Source organism: Pseudomonas sp. 273 (assembly GCF_029201425.1).
Lineage (GTDB): Bacteria > Pseudomonadota > Gammaproteobacteria > Pseudomonadales > Pseudomonadaceae > Pseudomonas > Pseudomonas delhiensis.
In genome coordinates this window covers 5299321-5311924 of sequence record NZ_CP116775.1, presented here as the reverse complement: position 1 = coordinate 5311924, position 12604 = coordinate 5299321, and the positions used below count along the sequence as shown (strand labels likewise).

11 protein-coding genes are annotated in these 12604 nt (G+C 69.5%); 3 read left to right on the top strand and 8 right to left on the bottom strand.

Going from position 1 to position 12604, the window contains the following annotated elements; genetic code table 11:
• Nucleotides 1–70: 70 nt before the first annotated feature.
• On the top strand, nucleotides 71–1120 hold the full coding sequence (locus tag PKO50_RS24200) for an alpha/beta hydrolase (RefSeq protein ID WP_275627441.1): 1050 nt from the start codon (nucleotides 71–73) through the stop codon (nucleotides 1118–1120).
• A gap of 52 nt (nucleotides 1121–1172) precedes the next feature.
• Here PKO50_RS24200 and PKO50_RS24195 read toward each other — a convergent pair whose 3' ends face one another.
• The gene (locus PKO50_RS24195) at nucleotides 1173–1460 is read right to left on the bottom strand and encodes a type II toxin-antitoxin system RelE/ParE family toxin (RefSeq protein ID WP_089394709.1); all 288 of its coding nucleotides are present in this window, start codon (nucleotides 1458–1460) and stop codon (nucleotides 1173–1175) included.
• A 15-nt stretch (nucleotides 1461–1475) separates the two neighbouring features.
• A complete protein-coding gene (locus PKO50_RS24190) occupies nucleotides 1476–1760 on the bottom strand; it encodes a Phd-YefM (RefSeq protein ID WP_089394710.1) in 285 nt (94 codons plus the stop codon).
• 290 nt (nucleotides 1761–2050) lie between these two features.
• Here PKO50_RS24190 and yghX point away from each other — a divergent pair, with 290 nt between their 5' ends.
• A complete protein-coding gene (yghX, locus tag PKO50_RS24185; protein WP_275627440.1) occupies nucleotides 2051–2929 on the top strand; it encodes a YghX family hydrolase in 879 nt (292 codons plus the stop codon).
• Between the two features lie 97 nt (nucleotides 2930–3026).
• On the top strand, nucleotides 3027–3587 hold the full coding sequence (locus PKO50_RS24180) for a DUF6436 domain-containing protein (RefSeq protein WP_089394712.1): 561 nt from the start codon (nucleotides 3027–3029) through the stop codon (nucleotides 3585–3587).
• A gap of 323 nt (nucleotides 3588–3910) precedes the next feature.
• Here PKO50_RS24180 and PKO50_RS24175 read toward each other — a convergent pair whose 3' ends face one another.
• From PKO50_RS24175 to PKO50_RS24150, 6 genes are all read right to left on the bottom strand, one after another.
• Nucleotides 3911–5245, bottom strand: coding sequence for a metallopeptidase TldD-related protein (locus PKO50_RS24175; protein ID WP_275627439.1), 1335 nt, complete (start codon nucleotides 5243–5245; stop codon nucleotides 3911–3913).
• Complete coding sequence (locus PKO50_RS24170) at nucleotides 5245–6681, bottom strand: TldD/PmbA family protein (protein WP_275627438.1); 1437 nt, start codon at nucleotides 6679–6681, stop codon at nucleotides 5245–5247. The genes PKO50_RS24175 and PKO50_RS24170 overlap by 1 nt, the downstream gene beginning before the upstream one ends.
• A 534-nt stretch (nucleotides 6682–7215) precedes the next feature.
• Nucleotides 7216–8109, bottom strand: coding sequence for an alpha/beta hydrolase (locus PKO50_RS24165; protein WP_275627437.1), 894 nt, complete (start codon nucleotides 8107–8109; stop codon nucleotides 7216–7218).
• Between the two features lie 50 nt (nucleotides 8110–8159).
• Nucleotides 8160–10391 carry a TonB-dependent siderophore receptor gene (locus PKO50_RS24160; RefSeq protein ID WP_275627436.1) on the bottom strand — a complete coding sequence of 744 codons (2232 nt, stop codon included), beginning with the start codon at nucleotides 10389–10391 and terminating at the stop codon, nucleotides 8160–8162.
• Nucleotides 10392–10474: 83 nt separating this feature from the next.
• A complete protein-coding gene (locus PKO50_RS24155) occupies nucleotides 10475–11812 on the bottom strand; it encodes a sensor histidine kinase (RefSeq protein WP_275627435.1) in 1338 nt (445 codons plus the stop codon).
• Nucleotides 11812–12516 (bottom strand): response regulator transcription factor, encoded by a 705-nt coding sequence (locus tag PKO50_RS24150; protein ID WP_089394881.1) that lies wholly within the window; start codon nucleotides 12514–12516, stop codon nucleotides 11812–11814. The genes PKO50_RS24155 and PKO50_RS24150 overlap by 1 nt, the downstream gene beginning before the upstream one ends.
• Nucleotides 12517–12604: the final 88 nt, after the last annotated feature.

Sequence of the window (12604 nt, the reverse complement as noted above, 5' to 3'; positions counted from 1 at the left end):
ACAGGCGCCGGTGCGTCATGGGCGCTTTCGCCTACGCTTCACCCCGTACCGCAACCAACCAGGGGGACATATGGCAGAGGACTTCGATTCCAGACGGCGCGACCTGATGCGCATGGCGGCAGTGGCCGTGGTGGCGGCGCAATTGCCGCGCCTTGCCGAGGCCGCCGGCGAGCCCGTGGAGAAAACCCCGCCGGCGACGAAGGCCGGCGCGCACACCGCGTTCGCCGCCCTCCGCCAGATCGATGCCGGGCTGCTCAGCGTGGGCTACGCCGAGGATGGCCCGGCCGACGGGCCGCCGGTGATCCTGCTGCATGGCTGGCCCTACGACATCTACGCCTTCGTCGACGTGGCGCCGTTGCTGGCGGCGCGCGGCTACCGGGTGATAGTGCCCTGGCTGCGCGGCTACGGCAGCACGCGCTTCCTTTCCGAACGGACGATGCGCAACGGCCAGCCGGCGGCGGTGGCCTCGGACATCATTGCCCTGATGGACGCGCTGAAGATCGACAAGGCCATCCTCGCCGGCTTCGACTGGGGCGCGCGCACCGCCGACATCATTGCCGCGCTCTGGCCGCAGCGCTGCAAGGGCCTGGTGGCTGTAAGCGGCTACCTGATCGGCAGCCAGGAGGCCGGCAGCAAGCCGCTGCCGCCGGAAGCCGAGTTCCTCTGGTGGTACCAGTTCTACTTCGCCACCGAGCGCGGCCGGCTCGGCTACCAGCAGAACACCCACGCCTTCGCCAGGCTCATCTGGCAGCAGGCCTCGCCGAAGTGGCGCTTCGACGACGCCACCTTCGAACGCAGCGCCAAGGCCTTCGACAACCCCGACCACGTCGCCATCACCGTCCATAACTACCGCTGGCGCCAGGCCCTGGCCGAAGGCGAGGCGAAGTACGACGAGCTGGAGCGGAAGCTGGCCAAGGCCCCGCCGATCACGGTGCCCACCATCACCCTGGAAGGCGACGCCAACGGCGCCCCCCACCCGCCACCCAGCGCTTATGCCGCCAGGTTCACCGGCAAGTACGAGCACCGCACGCTGAGTGGCGGCATTGGCCACAACCTGCCGCAGGAGGCGCCACAGGCGTTCGCCCAGGCGGTGGTGGATGTGGGTGGCTGGGCGGGGTGATGGACGCTGGTGACTGAACCTCGCCGTTCCCTTGGATTGGAGCGGCAAGGCTTCAGCGCCGTTTGCTGGCCAGGTCGTAGATTTCGTCGTTGCGGCGTGCGCCCACCGCGATGATCAGTACTTCGATGCGCGGGCCGTCCACGCGGTAGACGATGCGGGTGTTGCCCACCCTGATCCTGCGGCAGCCGGCGAGGCTGCCCGCCAGGGCCTTGCCCAGCTTGTCGGGCTCGCCCTCGACGATGCGCTGCCCGATGACCTTGAGGATTCGCTGCGCCTCGACCCTACCGAGGCGCAACAGGTCGTCCGTGACCGCTTCGTGATAGATGACGTTCCATGCCATGCGGCCTGGCCTTCTTCAGTCGGCGAAGCGAGCCACCATGTCCTCGTGGCTGATCGCCTTGCTTGCGTCGAAGCTGTCCAGGCGGTCACGGGCGACGCGCTCCACGCGCAGGTCTTCCAGTTCGTCGAGCAGTTCCTGGTAGGCCTCGACGTTGAGGATGACCGCAGCGGGTTCGTTGTCCTTGAAAACGACGAGCTTCTCGGTCTTCCGAGTCGCCACGTCCCGCAGCTTCGCACTGAAGCTTCGCGCCATGCTCGTGACGGACACCGCCTGATCAGCGCGGTCCATGAGTGCTGCCATTGCCTGGTCTCCCGTCGGTGGATCTTTCAGCGCTTTATTAGCCGGTTTATTTGGCTAATTGAAGTGTGTTGCATTATGCGCTGAATATTGTGCTTTTCAAGCTGTATGTCGGTGAGTGGCCAGGGGCGGCGTGCTGAGTATCCACGGAGCCTCCTGTTCGAGGGGAGGGTCGGGCTGGATTTGGAACTTTCCTACGGTTCTATCGGTGTCGCGCTACACCGGCGCGGCGGAAGGGCGCGTATCTGGTCTAGTCTGCAGGTCTGCCCGTCGCTTTTCAGGAGGAACCCGCCATGCCGCGCCTTACCGCCCGCGATTTCCCGCCCGAGCTGCTGGAGCTGTACGACCACTACGCCCATGGCCTGATCAACCGCCGCGAGTTCATCCAGCGCGCTTCGCTGGTCACCGTCGGCGCGGCCGCGCTGGTGCCGGCGCTGAGCCCGGACTATGCGCTGGCCGAGCAGGTGCCGTTCACCGACCCGGACATCGCCCCCGAGTACATCGGCTACGACTCGCCCAGGGGCAATGGCCGGGTGCGCGCGTACCTGGTGCGGCCGGCCAGGGTCCAGGGCAAGGTGCCGGCGGTGCTGGTGGTGCACGAGAACCGTGGGCTCAACCCCTACATCGAGGACGTGGCGCGGCGGCTGGCCAAGGCCGGGTTCATCGCGCTGGCGCCGGACGGGCTCAGCTCCGTCGGCGGCTACCCGGGCAACGACGACAAGGGGCGCGAACTGCAGGCGAAGGTCGACCCCGAGAAGCTGATGAACGACTTCTTCGCCGGCCTGGAGTGGCTGATGCGCCACGAGGGCGGCACCGGCAAGGTCGGTATCACCGGGTTCTGCTATGGCGGCGGGGTGGCCAATGCGGCGGCGGTGGCCTACCCGGAGCTGGCCGCGGCGGTGCCTTTCTACGGCCGCCAGCCACGCAGCGAGGACGTGCCGCGGATCCAGGCGCCGCTGCTGCTGCACTACGCCGAACTGGACACGCGCATCAACGAGGGCTGGCCGGCCTACGAGCAGGCGCTGAAGGCCGCCGGCAAGACCTACCAGGCGTACATCTACCCCGGCGTGAACCACGGTTTCCACAACGACTCCACGCCACGCTACGACGAGGCCGCGGCCAGGCTCGCCTGGGACCGCACCCTGGCCTGGTTCCGCCGCTACCTGGCCTGACTGCGCCCCCCGGCCGCAGCCTGTCGGTCAGGAAAGGCTTGCCCTGGCGGCTGGACGTGGCAAGCTAGCGGCCCTCCCGTCCACCCCCTTCCGCATCATGTCGCTCAATCGCAAAGTCGTTCTCGCGGGCGTGCTGATCCTGGCCTGGCTCGGCATCCTGTTCGCCGCCTTCTGGTCGTTCCACGGCCGCTACCTGCGCACCTATCCGGACACCACCCAGCTGTTCGATGGCCAGGCGCTGCAACTGCCGGCGCAACTGGCCGGCCCGGGGCCTATCCGCGTGGTGCACTTCTGGGACCCGGAATGCCCGTGCAACGTCGCCAACCAGCAGCACCTGGCCTCGCTGATCAAGCGCTTCGAGCCCCAGGGCGTGGACTTCTACGCCTACCGCAAGCCCGGCACCCAGGGCCGCCTGGCCAGCGAGCTGTGGGGCCTGAAGCCGCTGCCGGAATTCCCCTCGCCGCCGCCCATCGCCGCCAGCCCCTCGGTGGCGGTGTGGGACCGCGACGGCAAGCTGGCCTACTTCGGCCCCTACAGCGAAGGCGCCACCTGCACCTCGGCCAACAGCTTCATCGAGCCGGTGATCCAGGCGCTGGTCGAAGGCCGCCAGGTGAAGTCCCCCAGCACCCTGGCCACCGGTTGCTATTGCGACTGGTAACGGCGTTGGGCGTGGCGTAGGGCGGATAACCGTTCGCGGTTATCCGCCGATACACCGAGGCCACCGCCAGCGCCCAATTCAACCCCGGAGCCGCCGGGGATCAAGGTCAAACGGCGGATAACGCCGTAGGCGTTATGCGCCCTACGCCAGGCCCGACCGTGGCGTAGGGCGGATAACCGTTCGCGGTTATCCGCCGTTTGACCTTGGCCCCAGGCCGCGCCGGATTCGAACCCGAAGCTCCCGTTTCCAAGCGCTCCGGGCTTGACCAGGAGGCCAACGTCGAGATGGGTGTAACGGCGTACAACCGCGAACGGTTGTACGCCCTACAGCGTCAGCGTGAACCCCTCCACCAGCGCCCCCGGCAGCAACTGGGTGGCCGCGCTGCGGCGCCCGTAGGTGTTGGTGTCGATGCGCAGCGAGCGTTCGCGGGTGATGGCCTGCAGGTGCTCGCCGAGCAGGCTGTACAGGCTGGTGTCGAAGCGCATGCTGGCCAGGGGGGCGACTATCCGGCCGTCTTCCACCCAGAAGCTGGCGAAGCGCGTCATGCCGGTGATGCGCGCGGCGGCCAGGTCCGAGTAGTTCAGGTACCAGAGGTTGCCGATGTACAGGCCGGTGCCCAGGCGCGCCAGCACTTCGTCCTCGGGCAGGTCGCCGCCGGCCATGACCAGGGACCGCGGCATCTCGTGGCTGCCGGCGCCATAGGCGGGCAGGCCGAATTCCTTCGCCGAGCGCGGGCTGACCAGTTGCCCGACCATGCGCCCGCCGTCGATCAGCGTCTGGTCGCGGCGCAGGAAGCCGTCGTTGTCGAACAGCGGTTCCAGGCCGCTGCTGGCCGCCTCCTCCAGCCTGACCTGGGGCGACAGGCTGGCATGGCCCAGGTGCAGCGACAGCAGCGGGCTCTGGCGGGTGGCCAGTTCGCGGGCGGAGAAGCCGCCCCAGCACAGCAGCGAGACGATCTCTTCCAGCGCCGCCGGCGCCAGGTAGGCACGGTAGGCTCCCGGCTGCAGGGTGCGCTGCGGGCGTTGCAGGTACTCCAGCTGCTCGCGGGCGCGGGCGAAGGCCCGGCCGAGTTCGGCGGCGTCCCAGTCGCGGGCGGCGTAGGTGGTCTTCACCGCCTCGCCGTTGTCGGCGAACAGGCTCCAGTCCAGGCTGGCGCTGCCGCTGGCCTGCCAGCCGAAGCTGCCGCGGGTGTTGGCGAAGCCGCGGTACAGCGGGCCGCCGGCGTAGATGCCGACCAGGTCCAGGTCGCGCGCCTGGGCGTCCACCTGGTCGATCACCTCGCGTACTTCCGGCAACCGGCCGGGTGCTTCCTGGACGCTGGTCCAGGGTTCGTCCTCCAGCAGCAGGTAGGGGTCTTCCGGGATCGCCTCCAGGGTGCCACGCAGTTGCTCCAGGCCCTGTTGCAGGCGCAGGCGGTCCTGTTCCGCGGTGCCGGTGAGGCTCAGCTCCAGGCTGGCGTGGCGGGCGCCGCGGATCAGCCGCAGCTGCGCCTCGATCTGCAGCACGCGGGTGGCCTGGCGTACCCGGGCGTGGTTGAAACGCACGAAGTCTGAATCCTCGGCGGCGAGCCACAGGCTGAACTCCTCGCCGCCGCGCAGCCGGCCCTGCAGCCAGCCGGCGAGTTCGCGCAGGTGTTCGGGGGACAGTCGCAGATGCATCAGGCCTGCCCTCCGAACACGGTGACGTCCTTGAACACGCAGGCCGGCGAGGCGTGGCCGACGGTGATCGCCTGGTTGGGTTCGCCCTTGCCGCAGTTGGCGGTGCCCATCACGCTGAAGGTGGAGGCGTCGCCCACCGCGCCGAGGCTGCGCCAGAACTGCGCGGAGATGCCGCGGTAGTTGGGGTTGCGCACCACACCGGCGAGTTCGCCGTTGTCGATCAGCTGGCCCCATTCGCAGCCGAACTGGAACTTGTTGCGCGCGTCGTCGATGGACCAGGAGCGGTTGGTGGCCATGAGGATGCCTTTCTCGATGCCGCCGATCAGCTGCGCCAGGCTCTTGTCGCCGGGCTCGACGTTGAGGTTGGCCATGCGGTCGATGGGCGCGCGGTTCCAGTTGCAGGCGCGGCTGTTGGCGACGCCGGCGAGTTGGCTGCGGGCCTGGGACAGGGCGCCGCCGAGGGGGCGCAGGAGGATGCCGTTGGCGATCAGCAGCTGGCGCTCGGCGGGCGTGCCTTCGTCGTCGTAGGCGTAGCTGGCCAGTTCGTCGGGCACGTCCGGGGCGAAGCTGACGTTGAGCAGCGGCGAGCCGTACTGGTAGTGGCCGAACATGTCCGCGGTGACGAAGCTGGTGCCGGCGTAGTTGCGTTCGTCGCCGAGGATGCGGTCCAGCTCCAGCGGGTGGCCGATGGATTCGTGGATCTGCAGGATCATCTGGTCGGGCATCAGCAGCAGGTCGCGGGTGCCTTCCGGGGTGTTGGGCGCCAGCAGCAGTTGCAGGGCCTCGTCGGCGACGCGTGCGGCGGCGCCGGCGAAGCCGCTGTGCAACATCACCTCGGCACCGCCCTGGCGGGCCACTTCGAAGGTACGTGTCTGGCTCTGCTGGCCGTCGAAGGCGGTCACCGACAGCCAGGGGTAGAGGCGCTGGGTCTCGTGCAGCAGGTCGCTGCCGTGGCGGTCGAGGTACAGCTGGCGTTCGCGCACCACGCCCAGCCTGGCGCTCCAGTCGACGATACGTTCGTCACGGGGCACAGCGGCGCATTCCGCGCGCAGCAGGTCCAGCCATTGCGCCAGGTCCGGCAGCGGGGCTGCGAAATGCGGGCTGCTGCGCCGCTGCTGGCCGAGGTCGGCGCCGGCCTGGGCCGGGCGCGGCAGGGCGCGGGCGGCGATGCTGGCGGCGAGTTGGCGGGCACGTTCGAAGGCCTGGCGCAGGCCGTTTTCGCCAAGGTCGCTGGTGGCGGCGAAGGCTTCCACGCCGTCGACTTCGGCACAGAGCATCGCCCCCTGGTCGAGGCCGTGCCGCACCGGGTCGACCTGGTCGCGGGTCACGCCGCAATCCAGGCTGTGCCGCTGCACCAGGCGCAGGGAGCGGAACGCCGGGTCGCGGCGCTGGGCGGAAACGAAGTGGCGCAAGGCCGCGTGCAGGCTATCGGACATCCGGAGGCTTCCTGGAACGGTGAACCCCGGATTGTGCTCCCGCCCGGTTGCCGATTGCCAGCAACGCAAAGGGGGAGGGCAGGGCGTAGGGCGGATAACCGTTCGCGGTTATCCGCCGCTCGACCTTGTTCCCCGGCCGCTGCGGATCCGAACCCGAAGCCCCCGTTTCCGTACGCTCCGGTGCCGGGGCAACGGCGGATAACGCCGTAGGCGTTATGCGCCCTACGAGGGTGATCGGGGCGTAGGGCGAATAACCGTTCGCGGTTATCCGCCGCTCGACCTTGTTCCCCGGCCGCTGTGGATCCGAACCCAAAGCCCCCGTTTCCGTACGCTCCGGTGCCGGGGCAACGGCGGATAACGCCTTAGGCGTTATGCGCCCTACGAGGGTGATCGGGGCGTAGGGCGAATAACCGTTCGCGGTTATCCGCCGCTTGACCTTGTTCCCCGGCCGCTGCGGATCCGAACCCGAAGCCCCCGTTTCCGTACGCTCCGGTGCCGGGGCAACGGCGGATAACGCCTTAGGCGTTATGCGCCCTACGGGTAGTGCTCGATCAGGTAGCGCAGCGACGCCGGCAGCATGGGGCCGTGCCCCAGGCCGTCGAAGCGCTGGTACTGCACCTGCAGGCCCGGCACCTTCGCCAGGTCGGCGCTCAGCTCGCGGGCCGGGCGTTCGGCGTCGCCTTTCGCCGGGCCGCGCGGGTTGCCCGGTTCGTCGCCGCCGCGCATCAGCAGCAGGCGCGGGCGGCTTTCGCCCAGGCGCTGCTCCAGGCCCGCGGCTTCGCGGACGATGGCGCCGTCGTGCCACCACAGCGAGGGGCTGGCGGCGGCGTAGGCGCTGAATTCGCCGGGGCGGGTGAACAGCGCGTGGAGCACGGCCAGGCCGCCGTAGGAGTGGCCCCAGAGGGTCTGCCGGCTGGCGTCGATGGGGGCGACGGCGGCGACCATGGGGCGCATGCGTTCGCGCAGCAGGTCGAGGAAGGCATCGACGCCGCCGCTGGGCTGGCCGGTCAGCGGGTCGAGCTGCCTGGCCTCGCCGGGCAGCGGCGGGGTGTAGTCGTAGGTGCGGGCGTTGCGCTCGATGCGCTGGTCGGTCTGGTAGCCGACCGCGACCAGCAGCGGCGCCTGGCCGTCGGCGAGCTTCGCCAGGCCGGCGGCGTCGAGGGCGCCGAGGGCGGCGTTGCCGTCGAGCATCCACAGCACCGGGTAGCCGGCGGCGGGAGCCGGGCGTTCGGGCTTGCCGACCCACAGGCGGTAGTGGCGCCGGCCGTCGGCGGAGTCGAGTTCGAGGCGAGTGAAGCGGTAGGCCAGGTCCTGGCGTTGCAGCAAGGTGGTGTCCATCTTCTGGTCCGGCGCCGGTTGCGCCAGGGCCGCCTGGCTCGACGCGGCCAGTGCCAGCGCCAGGACCAGGGGCAGGGTGGTGGTTTTCATCAGGCGATCTCGTCTGCCGGCCCCCGCCGGGAGCGGGGGCCGGGTGGTCCTCAGAAGGACGCGGTCAGGCTGGTGTACAGGGTGCGGCCGGGCTCGTTGTAGGTGGCGGCACCGGCACCGGCGATGTTGGTCACGCCCTGGGCGTTGCCGGCGCGGTATAGGCGCTTGTCGAAGATGTTGTCGACGCCGGCGGTGAGGCTGAGGTTCTTGCTGATCTTGTAGGTGCCGCTGGCGCCGGTCAGCGCGTAGGGCGACAGCTCGTCGTTGGCGCTGCCGGTCACGCGGTTGCCCTGGTAGTCGTACTTCTTCGGCTTCTGCTTGCCGTACCAGGCCACGCTCAACTGCAGCGAGAGGTCGTCGGTGGCCTGCCAGTCGAGCATGGAGTTGAGCGTGTAGTCCGGGATCACCGAGAGCACGTCGCCGGTTTCCTTGTTCTTCGACTGCAGCATGTAGGTGAAGTTGTTGGTCCAGGTCAGTTGCTGCGCCAGGGGCACGGTGAGGGTGCCTTCCAGGCCCTCGACCAGCGCCTTGGGCACGTTCTCCCACTGGTAGATGGAGGCGTTGGCGTAGCTGCCGGTGCCGCCGCTGGCGCTGCCGATCGGGCTCAGGCCGGACTCGATCTTGTTCTTGTAGTCGTTGCGGAAGTAGGTCAGCCCGGCGACCCAGCCGTTGTCCTTGAACTCGATGCCCAGTTCCTTGTTGACGCTGGTCTCGGCCTTGAGGTCGGCGTTGCCCTGCAGGTAGCAGCTGGTGCTCTGCCCGTAGCAGCCCTGGCCGCGGCTGTAGAGCAGGTAGTTGGGGTTGAGCTGGTACAGGTTCGGCGCCTTGTAGGCGCGGGCGATGCCGGCCTTCAGGGTGAGGGTGTCGGTCAGCGCGTGGGACAGGTTCAGCGACGGGCTCCAGTTGTCGCCGACGATGTCGTGGTGGTCGAAGCGCAGCGCCGGGGTGAGCATGGTGCCGGGCATGATCTCGATGTTGTCTTCGGCGAACAGCGAGAAGATCTCCGCCGAGGAGCTGCTGTCGCGGCCGGTGCCGCTCAGGCCGGGCACGGAGCCGCCCTCGCTGGTGGTCTGGGTGTTGGCGCTGGGGTCGTCCAGCTCCTGGCGCGTCCATTCGCTGCCCAGGGTGAGGGTCTGGTTGCGCCAGGCGTACAGCGGCAGGTTGACCTCGCCGTGGGCGGTGAGGTCGCGCAGGGTCGAGGTGTAGAAGTCGGTGTTGCTGAAGATGCCCTCGGTGCCGCCGGCCAGGCCTTCGTTGATGCGCCGGTTGCGCGTCTTCTCGTACTGCAGGTAGGCCATGGAGGAGCCGAAGTCCCAGTCGCCACGGTGGGTCATCGCGTACGTCTCGCGGTACATGATGTTGGTCTCGTGGCCGAGCATGCTCTTCACGTTGGCGTTGCTGTTGGTGTTCTGGGTATCGCCGGTGTAGATGTTGCCCTGGCGGCTGAAGCCGGCCTCCAGCTCCAGCGTCTGCTCGGGCGTCAGGCGCCAGCTCAGCTGGCCGTTGACGTCCTTGTTGCGCACGCCTTCGCGGCCGGCGGGGAGGGTGCCGGCCTGGTTGCCGGTGCGCGCCGACTCGTGGCCCGAGTTGATGTCCCAGTCGTCGGCGTCGGTCTTGGCCACGTCGCCGTACACGCGGTAGCTGAGGGTGTCGGTGAGCGGGCCGTTGAGGCCGAAGCTCATGCGCTTGGTGGCGCCTTCGTCGCCGTGCTGCGGGAAGTTCTGGTAGAGGGTGAGGTTGCCGTGGGTTTCCTTGGCCGCCTGCTTGGTGATGATGTTCACCACCCCGCCCATGGCGCCGGAGCCGTAGCGCGCCGCCGCCGGGCCGCGGATGACCTCGATGCGCTCGACCTGGTCGGCCGGCACCCAGTTGGTGTCGCCGCGGGTGTCGCGCTCGCCGCGCCAGCCGTAGCGCACCGAGCTGCGGCTGCTGACCGGCTTGCCGTCGACCAGGATCAGGGTGTTCTCCGGGCCCATGCCGCGGATGTCGATCTGCCGGTTGTTGCCGCGCTGGCCGCTGCTGGAGTTGCCGGTCAGGTTGACCCCCGGCATGGTGCGGATGATCTGCGACAGGTCATTGGCCGGCGGGCGCTTCTTGATGTCCTCGGCGGTGATGACGGACACGCCCGGGGCCTGCTTGGTCTCTTCCTGGGCGGTGGCGACCACGGTCTGGCTGTCCAGTTCGATGGGCTGCTCGTCCTGGCTGGCGGCGTGGACGGCGCTGGCCAGCAGGCAGCTGGACAGCAGCAGGAAGGGGACTAGGGGTTGGGCACGGGACGACATCTTCGATCTCCGGAAGTTCAGCCTGAAGGCGAGAGATCGAAGATGATAATTACTCACAATTGCGAGTAAAGCGCATTAACTTTCTAAACACTTTCGCCCGCCGGCAACAGCAGGTGCAGGCACAGGCCGGGGTGGGCGTTGGTGGCCCACAGGCGGCCGCCCTGCAGCTCGATGGCGCGGCGGGCGATGGCCAGGCCCAGGCCGAAGCCCGCGCCGCTGCCCTCCAGGCGCTGGTAGGGCTCGAAGATGCGCTCCAGGTCCGCCTCGGCCACGCCGGGGCCCTGGTCGCGCAGGCACAGGTGCCAGTGTTCGCCCTCGCGCCAGCCGTCGAGGCTGACGCGGCCGCCTGCCGGCGAATGGCGGATGGCGTTGCGCAGCAGGTTCTCCAGGGCCTGGGCCAGGCTGTCCAGGTGCACCTGCACGCAGCATTCGGTGCCCAGCGGGCAGGGCAGGCGCGCCGGCTCCCAGCCGCTCTCGAAGCAGGCGTCCTCGCGCAGCGCCTCCCACACCGAGAGCACCAGCACCGGCTCGGTGGGCAGCTGCGGGCGCTCGGTGTCCATCCAGGCCAGGTCCAGGGTGTCTTCCAGCAGCCGCTGCATGTCGGCCACCTCGCGGCCCAGGCGCTGGCGCAGCTGCTCCGGCGGCAGGTCGCCGTCGTGGGCGATGCGCAGCCGCGCCAGGGGCGTGCGCAGTTCGTGGGACAGGGTGCGTAGCAGCAGGCGCTGCTGCGCCAGGCTCTGGCGCAGGCGCGCGGCCATGTGCTCGAAGGCCTGGGCCAGCTCGCCCAGTTCGTCGCGGCGCTCCTGCAGCGGCAGGCCGGGGCTGTCGAGGTCGTCGGCGCGCAGGGCGTCGGCGCGGTCGCGCAGGCGGTTGAGCGGCACCACCAGGTGGCGGTACAGCGCCAGGCCCAGCAGCAGGGCCAGCAGGGTCGGCGCCACGCCGTGGGTAATGACGTGGGTCCAGGGCGTCAGGCCGCTGGGCAGCAGGCGCTCGGGCAGCTGGATGACCAGGCGGCCGTCCTCGGGGTGTTCGGGGAATTCGATGCTGACGTAGGGCAGCTCGTCCTGCAGGCGCCGGCTCATGGGCCAGTCGAGCTTGCGCATGAAGGTCAGGTGGCTGGCCTCCTCGGCGCTCAGCGGGGTGCTGCCGAGGCTCTCCAGGCGCGGGCCGATGACCGCGGCCCAGGTGTCTTCCTCGCGCTCCAGCTGGCGGCGGAAGGCCTCGGCGCCGGCCGCGCCGCCCTCGCGCCAGGCCGTTTCGGCCTGCAGGGCGTAGCGCGCCAGGTACAGGCGGTCGGCTTCGTCGAGGAAGTAGGTGCTGCGCTCCACCGACAGGCCCCAGTTCCAGATCAGCCAGGTCAGCGTCAGGCAGAAGCCCACCTGCAGCAGGGCCAGCTTCCACAGCAGCGGGTGGCGGCGCATCAGGCGCTGTCCGTTTCCACCAGCACGTAGCCCTGGCCGCGCACCGCCTGGATCTGCAGGTGCTGCGCGCCTATGGCGGCGAGCTTGCGGCGCAGGTTGCAGACGTGCACGTCCAGGCCGCGGTCCAGGCGGGTGTAGGCGCGGTGCAGCACGCTCTGGTAGAGGAAGGCCTTGCTCAGCGCCTCGCCGGGGTGCGCGCGCAGGGTCGCCAGCAGGCGGTACTCGGAGCCGGTGAGGCCGGCGGCGCGGCCCTGGTGGATGACGTCGCGGCTTTCGTCGTCGAGGGTCAGCGCGTCGCCCTGGGGCGCCTCGGCCTGGCGCCGGTCCAGGGCCACGCGGCGCAGCAGGGCGTCGACCCGGGCATCCAGCTCGGCCAGGCTGAAGGGCTTGGGCAGGTAGTCGTCGGCGCCGCGGGTGAAGCCGCTGATGCGGTCCTGCTCGGCGCCCAGGGCGGACATCAGCATCACCGGCACGGTCTGCTGGCGGCGCAGCTCGTCGAGCAGGCTGAGGCCGTCGACGCCGGGTAGCATGATGTCCAGCAGCACCAGGTCGAAGCCGCCGTCACGCAGCGCGGCCAGGCCCTGGGTGCCGGTCTCGCAGGCGCGCACGGCGAAGCCGCGGCCCTGGAAGTGGCGTTCCAGGGCCGGGCGCAGGTGGGCGTCGTCTTCCACCAGGAGCAGCTTGGGTGTCGCTGGATAGGCCATTGATGAGAACTCGATGCAATTGCGAATGATCCCATTGGCGGTGGGGGCGGGGCAATGGCTGGGTGCTGGCATTTCGTCGCATCTGAGT